This window comes from Cytobacillus sp. FSL R5-0569, assembly GCF_038007265.1.
GTDB classification, from domain to species: Bacteria; Bacillota; Bacilli; order Bacillales; family Cytobacillaceae; genus Cytobacillus; species Cytobacillus kochii.
Window position 1 is genome coordinate 1,596,478 of the sequence record NZ_JBBOWW010000001.1, and the last position, 16,181, is coordinate 1,612,658.

Below are 16,181 nucleotides of genomic sequence, written 5' to 3' on the forward strand. Positions count from 1 at the left end.
AATAATACATGTTTCGACATTTTTTTGAAAAAATATAGATAATTTAGATTATTTAAAACGGGCTTGAAATAAACTTTTAAAGAAACTATAATAAAACCTACCAAACGACATCTTTACAAACATATTACATTTTGTTCGGTTACAGGTAGATGGAATGATGAAAAGGTGAGTTTATCGTAGTCTAATAGATACAAATTTTAATATTCAAGCTGAATTATCTGAATAGAGGGAATTTGTTCTATCAAAATAAACTTACTTTCCTTAGTATGCATAAAGGAATCAACTCTTTTTTTATAATAAAAATTGTTTGATTTTTTCATCAATCTACTCTATGTGAACAACTGTTATTTCTGTGAAGAATCGTTTGAATTAAAAATAGGGGGTTTCACCGTGAAAAAAAGATGGTCAATCTTTTTAAGTATGCTACTTTTAGCTAGCATGGTTCTAGCAGCTTGCGCTGGCGGAGGCGATGACAATGCAGATGGTGGCGATGGAGGTAGTGATGTACCTCAAGAATTAAAAGTAAATATTAATACTGAACCACCTTCATTAAATCCAGGTTTGGCTGAAGATTCTACTTCTGGTACTGTTCTTCGTAACGTATTAGAAGGATTAACTCGAATTGGTCAAGACGATAAACCAGCAGCCGCTATGGCAGAAGATTGGGAAATCTCAGAAGACCAAAAAACATACACATTTAATATCCGTGAAGATGCACAATGGTCAAATGGAGATCCTGTAACTGCAGAAGATTTCGAATATGCATGGAAATGGGCATTAGACCCAGCTAATCAATCAACATATGCATATCAACTATATTATGTTGAAGGTGCAGAAGCTGCTAACACAGGAGAAGGTAGCTTAGATGATGTTGGCGTTAAAGCTGTAGATGAAAAAACTTTAGAAGTTACACTAGCAAACCCAACACCTTACTTTCTTGAACTAACAGCTTTCTATACTTATTTACCAGTAAATAGTAAAATCGCAAAAGAAAATCCAGACTGGGCAACAGATGCTGGTGAAAATTATACGACAAACGGACCTTTCCACTTAGCTGAATGGTCTCATAGTGACCAAATCACTCTTGAAAAGAGCGACACTTATTGGGATAAAGACACTGTAAAATTAGATAAAATTGAAATGTATATGATTAATGATCCAAATACTGAATTATCTATGTTTGATAATGGTGAATTGGATTGGGCAGGTTCTCCGACAGGAGCTCTTCCAACAGATGCAATGCAAGCACTTAAAGATGATGGTAGATTAGAAACACAAGCAATTGCCGGTGTTTATAACTACAAATTCAATACTACTATTGAACCATTAGATAATGAAAATATTAGAAAAGCTTTAACTCACGCAATTAATCGTGATTCAATTATTAATAACATTACACAAGGGGAACAACTTCCAGCTATGGCAATCGTTCCACCTACGATGTTCCCAGAAAATGAAGAAGGGTACTTCCCTGATAATGATGTTGAAACTGCTAAAGAATTCTTAAATAAAGGTCTTGAAGAATTAGGATTAAGCGATGCATCAGAATTACCAGAAATCAAGCTTTCTTATAACACATCTGAAGCACATCAAAAGATTGCTCAAGCCATTCAAGATATGTGGAGTGAAAATCTTGGAATTAATGTAACTCTAGATAATGCTGAGTGGAATGTTTTCCTTGATAGTGTAAATAGTGGAGACTTCCAAATTGCTCGTATGGGTTGGTTAGGTGACTTCAATGACGCTATGAACTTCTTGGAAATGTACAAAGATGCTGACGGTGGAAATAACAACACTGGTTGGGAAGATCCTGAATTCCAAAAATTACTTGAACAATCACAAACTGAAACAGATGCTGAAAAGCGTCAACAATTATTAAAGGATGCAGAGGCAATCTTTATGGAAGCAATGCCGGTTGCACCAATTTATTTCTATACAAATAACTGGGTTAAAGATGATAACCTAAATGATGTTTTTGTATCTGGATTAGGCGATGTTCAATTTAAGTGGGCTCACTTTGAATAATTTGATCTTTTAAATGTAAGGTATATGGGATGAAACTTCCTATATACCTTCGTTCTTGTAATAGGTATTATCCTTCTAATGGTAAAAATGTATTATATTATCTATTATGAGCTTTGCAGTTGTAGACATACTGACCTCAGTAAAATCAATTGGAGGTGTTGGACAATGACGAAATATATAGGAAAACGTCTGTTATATATGATAATTTCATTATGGCTAATTGTAACGGCAACATTTTTCCTTATGCGCATTGCACCTGGAAACCCGTTTGCTTCAGAAAAGAAACTACCACCAGAAATTGAAGCGAATTTACAAGCACATTATGGCTTAGATCAGCCATGGTATCAACAATATTTTGATTATCTAATCAATGTAGTAACATGGGATTTTGGCCCATCTTTTAAATACAAAAGTCAAACAGTTAATGATTTAATCACAGAAGGATTCCCTGTATCTTTTGTATTAGGCTTTCAAGCAATACTAATTGCCGTTGCCTTAGGTGTTTTATTTGGTGTAATCGCTGCTTTAAGGCAAAATAAATGGCAAGATTATTCAACAATGGCTGTTGCTGTTTTAGGCATATCCGTGCCATCATTCATTATGGCAACATTTTTACAATATTTCTTAGCAATAAAACTGCAAATATTCCCGGTAGCTCGTTGGGAATCATTTATGCATACCATTTTGCCAGCTCTTGCACTTGCAGCAGGACCGATGGCTTATATCGCAAGACTCACACGATCTAGTATGATTGAGGTATTAGCAAATGATTATATTAAAACTGCTAAAGCAAAAGGCTTGAGCGGTGGAGTAATTACAGTTAAGCACGCAATGAGAAATGCTCTTCTTCCGGTAGTTACTTATTTAGGACCATTAACTGCTGGTGTTTTAACAGGTAGCTTTGTTATCGAGAAGATTTTCGGTATTCCAGGGTTAGGTTTCCACTTCGTAACAAGTATTACAAATCGTGATTATACAGTAATAATGGGTGTGACAGTGTTTTATAGTATTCTTTTACTATTAGCTATTCTCCTAGTGGATATTGCGTATGGAATCATCGACCCAAGGATTAAACTAGCTGGGAAGAAAGGAGAATAATAAATCATGCAAAGTGCGAATGATAAATTCAAAGTTGTCGGCACACAATTAGATGATGCCGAAAAGATTTCGAAGCCAAGTCTTTCGTTTTGGAAAGATGTCTTCATTAGATTCCGAAAAAATAAGCTTGCTATGTTTGGTATAGTCCTACTTATTATTCTCATCTTCATGGCAATCTTTGGACCATATATGACAGAATATGACTATAAGTCAAATGATTTAACAAATAAAAATCAGCCACCTTCTGCTGAGCATTGGTTCGGTACCGATGATCTTGGACGAGATATGTTTGCTCGTACGTGGGAAGGTGCTAGAATTTCGATCTTTATCGGTGTTGCAGCTGCGTTAATCGATTTATTTATTGGTGTTGCCTGGGGCGGAATCGCCGGATACAAAGGTGGTAGAACCGATGAAATAATGATGCGTGGTGCCGATGTTTTATCAGGCATTCCTTACTTGTTATTAGTTATCTTGTTAATGGTTGTGCTTGGCCAAAGTTTAAGTACGATGATTATTGCTATGACAATAACCGGATGGATTAATATGTCCCGGATTGTTCGAGGGCAAGTACTTAGCTTGAAGAATCAAGAATTTGTTCTTGCTTCTAAAACTTTAGGTGCAAATACAACAAGAATTATGGGTAAACATTTAATTCCAAACTCAATGGGTCCAATTTTAGTTACAATGACATTAACAATTCCTTCTGCGATCTTTACAGAAGCTTATCTTGGATTCCTAGGATTAGGTTTAACACCGCCTCTAGCGAGTTGGGGTACAATGGCCAATGATGGTTTACCAGCGTTAAGATATTACCCATGGCGATTATTCTTCCCTGCGATCTTTATTTGTTTAACCATTTTTGCATTCAATGTAGTCGGTGATGGTCTACGTGACGCACTCGACCCAAGAAGCCGTAAATAAGGAGTGAGAACATGGAAAAAATTCTCGAAGTAAAAGATCTAAAAGTCTCATTCCAAACTTATGGAGGGACGGTACAAGCTGTTCGTGGTGTTAGCTTTGACCTTCATAAAGGTGAGACATTAGCTATTGTTGGTGAATCAGGTTCAGGTAAAAGTGTTACTTCACAAACACTAATGAAACTAATTCCAATGCCTCCAGGACAAATTACTGGTGGAGAAATTCTTTTCTATGGTGATGATATTGTACCTAAATCAGAAAAAGAAATGGAAAACATACGCGGTAAAGATATAAGTATGATTTTCCAGGATCCAATGACTTCATTAAACCCAACAATGAAAGTTGGTAATCAAATCATGGAAGGTTTGATTAAGCACCAAGGATTATCTAAAGCAGATGCTAAAAAACGTGCAATAAAGTTATTAGAACTAGTTGGTATTCCGATGCCTGATAAACGAGTAAATCAATATCCGCATGAATTCTCAGGTGGTATGAGACAGCGTGCAATGATAGCTATAGCCTTGGCTACAAACCCTAAATTACTGATTGCTGATGAACCTACAACCGCTCTTGATGTAACTATTCAAGCTCAAATTTTAGAGTTAATGAAAGAGTTACAAGCGAAAATGGACACATCTATTATCTTTATCACTCATGATCTAGGCGTTGTTGCCAATGTGGCAGATCGTGTAGCTGTTATGTATGCTGGTCAAATCGTTGAAATAGGCACAGTAGATGAAATCTTTTATGATCCGAAGCACCCTTATACTTGGGGACTACTTGCTTCTATGCCAAGTGTTGATAATGATACAAAAGATGAATTAGCTGCCATTCCTGGTACGCCACCAGACTTAACAAATCCGCCAATTGGTGATGCATTTGCTGCAAGGAACAAATATGCATTAGCCATTGATTACGAGGAAGAACCACCAATGTTTCAAATTTCTGAAACACATTTTGCGAAAACTTGGTTGTTACACCCTGATGCACCTCATGTTGAACCACCTGCAGCGGTGAAGTTGCGTCAACGTCAAATGTCCTCCAATTTTGATAAACCAGTAATTGTGAAGGAGGGTATTTAAGTTATGGCAGAGAAATTAGTTGAAATAAAAAATCTAAAACAACATTTTAATGTTGGTAAATCGAATATGGTTAAAGCGGTTGATGGCATTACTTTTGATATTTACAAAGGTGAAACCCTTGGTCTAGTTGGTGAGTCAGGTTGTGGGAAATCAACGACCGGTAGAACAATTATACGCTTGTATAATGCCACTGATGGACAAGTTTTATTTAATGGTGAAAATGTTCATGGTAAAAAGTCAACCAATCAACTAAAAGCATTTAACCGTAAAATGCAGATGATTTTCCAAGACCCTTATGCATCCTTAAATCCTCGTATGACGGTTGCGGATATCATTGCTGAAGGTATTGATATTCATGGGCTTGCAAAGTCGAAAAAAGAGCGTATGGAACGCGTCTATGAGTTACTTGAAACAGTAGGCTTAAATAAAGAGCATGCTAACCGTTATCCACATGAGTTCTCTGGTGGACAAAGACAGCGTATCGGTATAGCTAGAGCGCTAGCTGTTGAACCTGAATTCATTATTGCTGATGAACCGATTTCTGCTCTTGACGTATCTATTCAGGCACAAGTTGTTAACTTAATGAAAAAACTTCAGCGTGAAAAAGGGTTAACTTACTTATTCATTGCTCATGATTTGTCAATGGTTAAGTATATTAGTGATAGAATTGGTGTGATGTACTTTGGTAAGCTAGTTGAACTTGCCACAGCGGAAGAGTTGTATAGCAATCCTATGCACCCTTATACACAATCATTATTATCTGCTATTCCATTACCTGATCCAGAGTCAGAAAGAACACGTCAGCGAAAAGCATATGACCCAGCTGTTCATCAATATAGTGCTGATGAGAAGGTTGAAATGCGTGAAGTTCGTCCTGGTCACTTTGTTTTCTGTTCTGAAAAAGAATTTGCACAATACCAAAAAGATCATAAAAGTTAACTTAAAAGCGATCTCTTATTGAGGTCGTTTTTTCGTAGATTAAATCTGCTTAAGACCTGCCTCCAACCTAAAAAAATATTTTCGGAACAAATATTCAGTTAGGAAAAATATGAATATTAGGAATATGTTTAGTGCTTTCAATCACTAAAATGTATGAATATAGTATACAATAGTTTGTATGAAATTACTATCGCAAAAATTAAAATATTTCTCATTATTACTATTTTCTTTTGCATTGGGTTTAACTTCTAGTAGAATAGGAGATAAGAAAAAGAAAATATATGGATGAGGAGGGAAAAATAGTGAGGGCGATTAAAGTTGCTTTTTTCTTACTTTTATTAAGTGTAGTGCCACAATTAGACCATGCGAATGCTGAACAACAAAGTTATCAGCTTCATGCACAGAAAGAATATGCTGGTTTTTTTATGGAATTACCTGAACAAATGAAACGGTTTACATACGATTCAGGCTACGACTTTACCTACCCAGATGCTATTAGAGGTATTTATGTTACTGGTCCATCGGCAGGAGGAGCAAATTTTGAACGGTTATCAAATTTTGTTGATAAGACAGAATTAAATGCGATGGTTATTGATATTAAAGATGATTGGGGAAATCTTACATACCAGCCGGAAGATGATAGTAAATATAAGGATATTGTCGAACCTTATATAAAAGATACGAAAGAGATGTTAACGACATTAGAAGAAAAAGAGATTTACCCTATTGCGAGGGTCGTTGTTTTTAAGGATTCAACACTAGCCAAGTTAAAGCCTGAATGGTCGTATAAAGAAGGAAATAAAGTATGGACAAACGGAAGAGGAGAAGCCTTTGTTAATCCGTTTATGGAAGAAGTGTGGCAATATAATGTAGATATTGCTATAGAAGCAGCTAAAATGGGATTCCAGGAAATTCAATTTGATTATGTTCGTTTCCCTGAAGGATTTGAGCATATGGCTGATTCATTGAAGTATGGTAAAGGAAAGTATACGAACGGTAAAGATGATGTGCAGCTGAGAGTAGATGCTGTTACAGACTTCGTTAAGTTTGCGAAAGAACAGTTAGAGCCTTATGGTGTCAAAGTATCTGTTGATATTTTTGGTTATACGGCTACTTTACCAGAGGCACCTGGGATTGGACAGAACTTCTCAAAAATCTCAGAACATGTGGATGTCATATCTTCAATGATCTATCCGAGCCACTGGGGGCCATACTTTGGGATTCAAAAACCAGATTTAGAACCTTACAAGCTTATTAAAGAGTACGCAAAGGTAGAGAATGCCAAACGGGAGGAACTAGCTTCTCCGCCTATTTCTAGACCTTGGCTACAGGATTTTACTGCATCTTATTTAGGTACCGGTAATTACAAGCCTTATGGTAAGCAAGAAATAGAGGATCAAATTAGGGCTTTGAATGAGGAAGGAATTGACGAATTCTTATTGTGGAATGCCGGCAATCATTATACAGAAAATGTTGATTATACCCCATTAAATTAAAAAATAAGCAGCTGATAGTATGTTTATCAGCTGCTTATTATTTGACACTTATTGTGTATGCGTTATCATAGTATATAGGATGAGGATTATTTCTTCTTTCCGCCCACGTTTTTCCATCCGGTTTGCATAAATGCAGATTGGTCTACGAATTCGGATTTTTTCTTGCCGCCAAATAATTTTATTCCCAAGCTGTTTATTAGTACACCTAAAAGGGAAGTTAAACTGAGTATGAGCAATGAAACGATAATCAAGTCTGAAAAGTAACCAATCATTGATAAACCTCCAATTTTCTTTTCGGAAAATTCAAGTTATTCTGATGATGTTCTATTTCTAATAATAAAGCATTTATTAAAGAATGAAAAGAATGAAAATCACAAATACTTTGATAGAGCGTTACAACTTAGTTTATTTATACGTGAATGATGACTTATTTATACGATTTTCTTATACAAGAAGAGAAAGCTGGAAGTTTATCACGACTGGAAATATTTAAATAATAAAGGGGTTTGGTCCATGCATTGGTATGAAAAATTGAATCAGTATTTTCCTGTAGAAGAGATGAAGTCAAAAGAGCATATGGAAACACTTTTGAAAGAGCGACCTGATATTTATCATAAAGATGAGGGTCCAATGCATGTGTTAATGTATGTTGAACTTGAAACTTTTGTCTTTATCGACTACCTGTTTGTGTCCAAAGATTCAAGAGGACAAGGTTTAGGACATAAATTAATTGATCAATTAAAGGAAAAAGGCAAACCGATTATCTTAGAAGTTGAACCTGTTGATTATGAAGATACTGATACGGAGAAACGCTTGAAATTTTATAAAAGAGAAGGCTTTGAGCACGCTCAATCTATAGGTTACCGTCGTCGATCTCTTGCAACAAATGAAGTGAATGCAATGGAAATTTTATTCTGGGCACCTAATAATGAAACGGAAGAAATGATTTTCGATGCAATGATTAAAACATATGAATTGATTCATACTTACAAGGACACTCAATTCTATGGAGCATCATATCAACCAGTAGATGAAGTCCTTACTTTTTCTGAGAATGACAATAATAATGATCTTTTGAAAGATATTTAATCCATAGAAATCCCGAACAACCTCAATGTTCGGGATTTCTTTTTAGGTAAAGAATGGCTCAACATCATTTTCTTATAAAGTTTTTTTCATTTAAAGTCGATTATTGAGAAAGTAAATGTTTATTCTTAAAAAAAAAGGGGTAAATGTCTATCATAGTTATATAGGTTAAATAGTAACAGATTTCATTATTCTATAATTGAACAGTTTGTGAACAAATAAAAAAATCAATATTTCATGAAACCTTTTTTAAATGAAAACGTCTTATATTATAGATTCACTAAGGCAGAAGTTAATTGTTTAATTGGCATTTAAGTGTATGAAGAATAGAAAAATATATATCATCTGTTCCACAGATGGTGTATAATGAAGTGGAACAGCTTATTTAAATTAATTATAAATTACAACAATAGTTACAGCCTAGTGGATTATTCTCAATGAGAAAGTAAGCCTGTTCATTGAAAACGGAAACAAGTGTAACAATCAGTAAGAATAGCATAATTAAACAATTACGGCGAATAAAATATACTTTAAATTTCTAAGGAGTGTGAAATTGTAAAATGGTCACATTATACACTTCACCAAGTTGTACATCATGTAGAAAAGCAAAAGCATGGTTAGAGGCAAACGATATTGCATACAAAGAAAGAAATATTTTCTCAGAACCTTTAGCAATTGATGAAATTAAAGAAATCCTTCGTATGACAGAAGATGGAACAGATGAGATTATTTCAACACGTTCTAAAACATTCCAAAAATTGGATGTTAATCTTGAAACGATGCCTTTACAGGATTTATTTGAATTGATAAGAGATAATCCTGGATTATTAAGAAGACCGATTATCTTAGATGAGAAAAGATTACAAGTAGGTTATAATGAAGATGAAATTCGACGCTTCCTTCCTAGGAAGGTTCGTACGTATCATCTACGTGAGGCTCAAAAGTTGGTTAACTAAAACCAATCGTACTCACTTAACTTCACATTTAATCCTAAGTATGCTTAAATGAAAACGAACAAATCCTTTTATATGATTTGTTCGTTTTTTAGTTTCTTTCAAATAATTTTTGGATAAGTTTAGAAAAAAGCATTGCGCATCCATCTCCAGAGATACAGTAAAGATAGCCGAACCAAATTCTTTAGTCTATACACTAGATATTTCTGATACATAATAGAAGAACCACATTTCTGCCCCATGATATTCGTACTAATCATTTTACTGTTATTCATACTCGATTATTTCCAAAGGCCATTACAGTGTTTTATCACAAATCAATAGCGAAAAAAAGCTTTTCATCAGCCTAAGCTTGTTTCTTGTAGGGGACAGGTTTTTTTGATAAAATACAAACACAATAAATATATATTGTATTAACGAATATAGGCATTCATTCGTTTTTTGCCAATTGTATTTTTGGGCATTCCCTTTACAGCATATTTATCATAAAATATAACAAAAGGTAAAACATAATAGGTATATCTGTTGTTACACATTATTTTCTCATTATTCTTGCTAGAATGATCACTAAAAGAATAATTTTCTTGAAATAGGGTAAATGGTAGTAAAGTAGTACAAATTAGGGGTTATAATCCCTTCACAAAAAGCAAGAAGGGAGAGTTGCTAAGTGGAAATCGAGAGAATTAATGAAAACACGGTGAAGTTTTATATCTCATATATTGATATTGAGGAAAGAGGCTTTGATCGTGATGAAATATGGTACAACCGAGAGAGAAGTGAAGAACTTTTTTGGGATATGATGGATGAGGTTCACACAGAAGAAGATTTTGTGATGGAAGGTCCATTGTGGATTCAAGTTCAAGCACTCGATAAAGGATTAGAAATCTTAGTAACGAAGGCGCAGTTATCTAAAGACGGACAAAAGTTAGAGCTCCCTGTTTCTGATGAAAAAATGAAGGATTTTGCTGTAGATGAAAGAGTAGAAGCAATGCTTGATCAATTACAGGAAAATGAAGAAGAGGAAGCGGAAGAAAAATTAGATTTCGTTATTGCCTTTAGAGACTTTGAGGATATCATTTCATTATCCAAGAGAGTGGAACTAGGAAATGTTCATACGCAACTGCGTTCATACAAGAATAACTATTATTTAATCGTCGAATTTCCCGAGGAACAATTCGAAGAGGATGAAATTGATAATATTCTAAGTATACTACTTGAATATGGGCATGAAACAGATACAACCATTCACGTGATTTCTGAATATGGAAAGGTAATTATCGCTGAAAATGCTTTAATTGTACTAAAAAAATACTTTTAATAAAAAAGCCGATTTCTTTAAGAAGTCGGTCTTTTCTTTTTATGCAGGAATAAAGAATGATAGGGGAGAAGATAGAATGTATAGAAAGGATGTGAACATACATTGTTAAAGGCAATAACGAATGATGGCAAACTTATGAATGCCCAAGATGTTCAATACGGTAAATATAAGGAAAAGTCTTTTTACTGTCCAGAGTGTAAGGGTGTTGTCATTTTAAAGAATGGCATCTTTAAAAAGTCTCACTTTGCTCATAAACCGCATAGTCAATGCTTTGAATCATATGAAAAAGAGTCAGAAGTCCACTTAAAAGGTAAATTATTGTTATACGATTTATTAAGAAAATACTATAAAAATGTTGAGGTTGAAAAATATTTCGCTAACATCCATCAAAGGGCGGATCTCAGCTTTGAACATAACGGACTTGTTTATGCCATTGAGTTTCAATGTTCAATAATTCCTACAAAAATAGTTCATAAGCGTACAAATGGCTATATAAAGTCAGGAATAAAACCACTGTGGATATTATCCCACCAACAGCTCCATACTATAGGAAATCATTTATTTTCTTTAACCGCTTTTCATTATTCTTTTCTTCAGCAAACTTCCGCTAAAAAATTTATTATCCCTATTTTAAACGTTGATACAGAAAATTTGTATATACTTTCTCATCTCCTACCAATTTCTACGAAAAAGTCTTTTGCCCATATAGATCTAAAGCCACTTCGCTCGAATAATTTGTACGAATTATTGAATCTAAGAATTAATAGAATGAGAATGGGCTTTTCTTCTTGGTTGCAAGAAAGGGAGAATATAAAAAGGTATGGAAGCTTTAAATATAGCTCATTTTCTAAACGATTTAAAGATGAAATCTACCGTTGCGGGCTTCATATGGGAAATCTACCAGATTTTTGTGGTCTTCCTGTAAGGGGGAGTGCTAAGCTGAGTACTTCACCAATTCAGTGGCAAACATATATTTTTATAGATATATTACGCCATGAAGAGTTATTTTCTATAGAAGATGCATATGATTCCATGCAATGCCGCTTGGAGAGAAAAGATATTCGTATACGTGTAGAGGTACCCATAGATCTTAAAGAAGTAATCGATGCTTATTTACATCTTTTATACACTATAAAAATAATTGAGAAAATCGACGGTACCAAATTTCAAATCAGGTCTTCTGATATGAAAAATAAGAAAATAAGTAAGGCAGAAGGGGAAATAATTATGAAAATGGCATTAAGTTGATATTGAAGTATTTTAAATCAATTGGTGAAACATAATACTGAACAATTACTTTCATTTGATGTAAGATAGTAACAGATAGTAATTTTTAACATAATGAATGTAGGAGGAAAACAATATGGCTAACGATTCTACAGTTAAGAAACTACCAACAAGAAACGAGGTTCCAGTTGAAGAAACTTGGCGTCTTGAAGATATTTTTTCAAGTGACGATGAATGGAATAAAGAATTTAATGAAGTAAAAGAGTTATCTAAAGAAGCAGGCAAGTTTAAAGGGATGTTGCATGAAGGTGCAGAGGTTCTTTATGATGTTTTACAATATCAAGATCACTTACTTTCTCGTATTGTGAAGCTCTTTACATATGCAAGAATGAGATATGATCAAGATACAACAAATGCAACGTATCAAAGTTTAGATGATAAAATCAAAGGGCTGTATTCAGTGGTTGCTAGTGAACTTGCTTTCATAGTGCCAGAAATTCTTGCCATTGATGAAGATCAATTAGCACAGTATATAGCCGAGAAAGAAGAATTAAAAATGTATGAACATGCACTTGAAGAAATCAATCTTCAACGTCCTCATGTACTTACAGCGGAAAAAGAAGCCTTACTTGCACAAGCATCAGAAGTAATGGATGCATCAAGTAATACTTTTGGAATGTTAAATAATGCTGATTTAACATTCCCTTCGATTAAAAACGAAGAGGGAGAAGAGGTTGAAGTGACACACGGTCGATTTATCAACTTCCTAGAGAGTGATGATCAGCGTGTACGTCGAGATGCTTTTCGTGCGATGTATACAACCTATGGACAGTTTCGTAATACATTCGCTAGTACGTTAAGTGGAAATGTGAAAAGAAATAATTTCAATGCAAAGGTACGAAACTATCAATCAGCTCGACATGCCGCTTTATCAGCGAATAATATACCAGAATCTGTTTATGATCAATTAGTAAGCACGATTAATGATCATCTTCATTTGCTTCATCGATATGTGAAACTAAGGAAAAAAGTTTTGCAATTAGATGAATTGCACATGTATGATCTCTACACACCTTTAGTAAAGGATGTAAAAATGGCGATTACTTATGATGAAGCCAAAAAGCTAATGATTGAAGGCTTAGCTCCTTTAGGTGAGGAATATCGCAGTATTTTGGAAGAGGGTCTACAGAATCGCTGGGTGGATGTTTGGGAGAATAAAGGGAAGAGAAGTGGTGCCTATTCTTCTGGTGCTTATGGTACGAATCCTTATATCCTCCTTAATTGGCAAGATAATATCAATAACCTCTTCACATTAACACATGAATTTGGTCATTCTGTTCATAGTTATTATACACGTAAGTCGCAACCATATGCTTATGGTGATTATTCCATTTTTGTGGCTGAAGTAGCATCAACTTGTAATGAGGCGTTATTAAATGATCATTTATTAAAAACGATTGATGATGATAAAAAACGTTTATTCTTACTCAATCATTTCTTAGAAGGGTTTAGAGGAACAGTATTCCGTCAAACGATGTTTGCAGAATTTGAGCATGAGATTCACCAAATGGCTCAAAATAATGAAGCTTTAACAGCAGATGCACTTACTGAAAAGTATTATGAACTGAACAAGAAATACTTTGGTGGTGAGGATATCATTATTGATGAGGAAATTGGATTAGAATGGTCAAGAATCCCTCACTTCTATTACGATTATTATGTATACCAATATGCTACCGGTTATAGTGCTGCAACGGCTTTAAGTGAGCAAATTTTAACAGAAGGAAAACCGGCAGTTGATCGCTTTATTGGTTTCCTTAAAGCAGGTAGTTCTGATTACCCGATAGAAGTGCTTAAAAAAGCGGGTGTGGATATGACAAGTTCAGAACCGATTAAGGCAGCATGTAAAGTGTTTGAAGAAAAGTTAAATGAGATGGAACAATTGTTAGAAACGATTTAATATTTTTATCTAGCAGCCTTTATCAAATGATTTAGGCTGCTAACTTTAAAGTAAACAAAAAGTAATGAAAAAAGACAAGATGTTTTCTAATAATAATGGCAGTTCACTATGAGTAGTAGAGAATTTGACAATAATGTGAAATGGTACACAAACTATTGCGAGCTTAAAAAAGCCATGGTATATTTGTATTGTGAAGTTAATCACAAACAAACAATTTACCCCTTTGTTTGATCGTGAAAAATTTCTCCCATCCCCTTTGTTAAATATATTTACATGAAAAACCCTACGCCTCATGAGAGAGTGTAGGGTTTTATAATGTGGATTGAAGGTTGATTGACTTATGTTTTTAAGAAAAATAAATATGACATACCATCCATAAACTGATTCCCCACTTGATTGGGTCTTACAAACCATTTGACTAAGAAACAGGCATTGCAATTAACGATAAACAGCATTAGATAGAAGTTTCGTTTCACTTACAAGAGAAGCCAATGGTGTGAACAATAGAAGAGAGAACTAATTTTGTCATGTTAGGCGATTAACAGGGAGTGTGAGCATGAATAGGGGAGACGCTTCATACTGTAATGGTGAGGTTTTTCCTTTTAGTCCGCCCTTTAACCACGGCATAAAAAAGACTGATGATAAGTATCATCAGTCTAGTGATTTCCAAAAAGATCCGTGCTTTGCAGGTACTTGCTCGACCACTTGCTTCAGTTGAAGTTTTTTCATTTCTTTATTTACTTCTTGCTCCGTCATATTATAGACGACTGCTATTTCTGAAGTTGCGACAAGTTTATAATGTTTAATAAACAGCTCTATGTCAGGTAATGGAGAAGGTTCGAGTCTATATGGAACCATTTCCTTTAGTATTTGCTCATACACATCAAAGCTGTAATGCCCTGTAACTTTTATGCCTTCATCTTCAATGTTTTCATTGAAGAACACCATCGTTGGAATTTCTTCTACATCCATCTCAGCTGTAATCTTTACATCACATTGAAATGCTTTTGCAGCACTTTCTGAATGTATATCGGTTACAAATTCAACTACGTCTAAGCCAATTTGGCTGGCGCATTCTTTTAATACATCAAAGTCTGATACGTTTTTCTTTTCGAGAAACAACTTCTCTTGAAGTTTTCTCAAAAAACGAATGCCGGCTTTTCTGCCCTGTAGTTCGGCTGCCTTAATAGCAATGGAGGCTAACTGAGGGGATAATACCGGATTTTCGTACCAAACAGAGCCGTCACATGACATCCCTGATCGACTAGCGGTTTTCTCCCATTGTTCAACCAATTGGTCGTAGTTTTGCCTTTTGCCTCTATTTAAAGCATTGAGCTTCCCACTTATTACATGCTTGAGAGAAAAATACCGACCATATTCTACAGACAGTTTTTTAATTATCGGCTCTAAACTCCAACATTCTGGGCATAGCGGATCAATAAACATATAGATTTCTAACGGCTTATTTTCACTACCATGACAATGTGGTGAGACAGATTTACTTTCAAATTCTTCATGATTCATTTGTCATCACCCTCTAATTCATCTTTTTCAGGTGTATTTACCATATGTTGTGCTGTGAGAGTCAGTCTCTCGAGAAATCCTTCTTTCAAGCGTGTATCCAATTCGACTTCATTCATTGCATCCTCCATACAAGAGAGCCATGCCTTCGCACGTGTCATTGTGATGGCAAAAGGTAGGTGCCGTGCTCTCAGCATCGGGTGACCGTGTTCTGAGGTATATAATGGCGGGCCGCCTAAAAATTGTGTCAGAAACTGCTTTTGTTTTCTAATTGTTTCAGTTAGATCGTCAGGAAAGATTGGGACGAGCTCAGGATGTTGTCCAACCCGTTTATAAAATGCTTCAACAAGTAGGTGAAGTTTTTCCTCACCTAACGCGTCGAACGGAGTATTGATATTCTCGACCATTGTGATAGAACCCCTTTAAACAAAAGTATGTTAATAAAAGCGATGATTATTTCATCAGCTAGACATAATTCCTTCATGTTTTGATATTATTTTATCAATGTAACGGCTATATCTCAAACAAATAGCTTTGTGCCACGAATTAATATTCAGT

General features: G+C 34.9%; 14 protein-coding genes. 11 read left to right on the top strand and 3 right to left on the bottom strand.

The window, feature by feature from the left end; translation table 11 throughout:
- The first annotated feature begins 390 nt into the window (after nucleotides 1-390).
- The 6 genes from MKX78_RS08255 (at nucleotide 391) to MKX78_RS08280 (ending at nucleotide 7,558) form a co-directional block, all read left to right on the top strand.
- Nucleotides 391-2,025 (top strand): peptide ABC transporter substrate-binding protein, encoded by a 1,635-nt coding sequence (locus tag MKX78_RS08255; RefSeq protein WP_095369803.1) that lies wholly within the window; start codon nucleotides 391-393, stop codon nucleotides 2,023-2,025.
- 165 nt (nucleotides 2,026-2,190) lie between these two features.
- Nucleotides 2,191-3,123 carry an ABC transporter permease gene (locus MKX78_RS08260; RefSeq protein WP_095369802.1) on the top strand — a complete coding sequence of 311 codons (933 nt, stop codon included), beginning with the start codon at nucleotides 2,191-2,193 and terminating at the stop codon, nucleotides 3,121-3,123.
- A 6-nt stretch (nucleotides 3,124-3,129) separates the two neighbouring features.
- The gene (locus MKX78_RS08265; protein WP_095369801.1) at nucleotides 3,130-4,044 is read left to right on the top strand and encodes an ABC transporter permease; all 915 of its coding nucleotides are present in this window, start codon (nucleotides 3,130-3,132) and stop codon (nucleotides 4,042-4,044) included.
- Between the two features lie 11 nt (nucleotides 4,045-4,055).
- Complete coding sequence (locus tag MKX78_RS08270) at nucleotides 4,056-5,123, top strand: ABC transporter ATP-binding protein (protein WP_095369800.1); 1,068 nt, start codon at nucleotides 4,056-4,058, stop codon at nucleotides 5,121-5,123.
- Between the two features lie 3 nt (nucleotides 5,124-5,126).
- Entirely contained in the window at nucleotides 5,127-6,062 is a 936-nt protein-coding gene (locus MKX78_RS08275; protein WP_095369799.1) for an ABC transporter ATP-binding protein, read from the top strand.
- A gap of 281 nt (nucleotides 6,063-6,343) precedes the next feature.
- Entirely contained in the window at nucleotides 6,344-7,558 is a 1,215-nt protein-coding gene (locus tag MKX78_RS08280; RefSeq protein ID WP_095369798.1) for a putative glycoside hydrolase, read from the top strand.
- A gap of 86 nt (nucleotides 7,559-7,644) precedes the next feature.
- Here the strand turns inward: MKX78_RS08280 and MKX78_RS08285 are convergent, their stop codons facing one another.
- Entirely contained in the window at nucleotides 7,645-7,830 is a 186-nt protein-coding gene (locus tag MKX78_RS08285) for a hypothetical protein (RefSeq protein WP_095369797.1), read from the bottom strand.
- Between the two features lie 241 nt (nucleotides 7,831-8,071).
- Here MKX78_RS08285 and MKX78_RS08290 point away from each other — a divergent pair, with 241 nt between their 5' ends.
- From MKX78_RS08290 to pepF, 5 genes are all read left to right on the top strand, one after another.
- Nucleotides 8,072-8,647 carry a GNAT family N-acetyltransferase gene (locus MKX78_RS08290; RefSeq protein ID WP_095369796.1) on the top strand — a complete coding sequence of 192 codons (576 nt, stop codon included), beginning with the start codon at nucleotides 8,072-8,074 and terminating at the stop codon, nucleotides 8,645-8,647.
- A 557-nt stretch (nucleotides 8,648-9,204) separates the two neighbouring features.
- Nucleotides 9,205-9,600, top strand: a complete 396-nt coding sequence (gene spxA / locus MKX78_RS08295) for a transcriptional regulator SpxA (RefSeq protein ID WP_095369795.1) — start codon at nucleotides 9,205-9,207, stop codon at nucleotides 9,598-9,600.
- A gap of 664 nt (nucleotides 9,601-10,264) precedes the next feature.
- Nucleotides 10,265-10,915: an adaptor protein MecA gene (gene mecA, locus MKX78_RS08300; protein WP_341050462.1), complete on the top strand. Its 651-nt coding sequence runs from the start codon at nucleotides 10,265-10,267 to the stop codon at nucleotides 10,913-10,915.
- Nucleotides 10,916-11,017: 102 nt separating this feature from the next.
- Entirely contained in the window at nucleotides 11,018-12,163 is a 1,146-nt protein-coding gene (locus MKX78_RS08305) for a competence protein CoiA (RefSeq protein WP_341050464.1), read from the top strand.
- Between the two features lie 115 nt (nucleotides 12,164-12,278).
- Nucleotides 12,279-14,102 carry an oligoendopeptidase F gene (gene pepF, locus MKX78_RS08310; RefSeq protein ID WP_095369792.1) on the top strand — a complete coding sequence of 608 codons (1,824 nt, stop codon included), beginning with the start codon at nucleotides 12,279-12,281 and terminating at the stop codon, nucleotides 14,100-14,102.
- A gap of 651 nt (nucleotides 14,103-14,753) precedes the next feature.
- Here the strand turns inward: pepF and MKX78_RS08315 are convergent.
- A complete protein-coding gene (locus MKX78_RS08315; protein WP_341050468.1) occupies nucleotides 14,754-15,626 on the bottom strand; it encodes a ClpXP adapter SpxH family protein in 873 nt (290 codons plus the stop codon).
- Nucleotides 15,623-16,030, bottom strand: coding sequence for a globin domain-containing protein (locus MKX78_RS08320; protein WP_095369790.1), 408 nt, complete (start codon nucleotides 16,028-16,030; stop codon nucleotides 15,623-15,625). The genes MKX78_RS08315 and MKX78_RS08320 overlap by 4 nt, the downstream gene beginning before the upstream one ends.
- Nucleotides 16,031-16,181 lie beyond the last annotated feature (151 nt).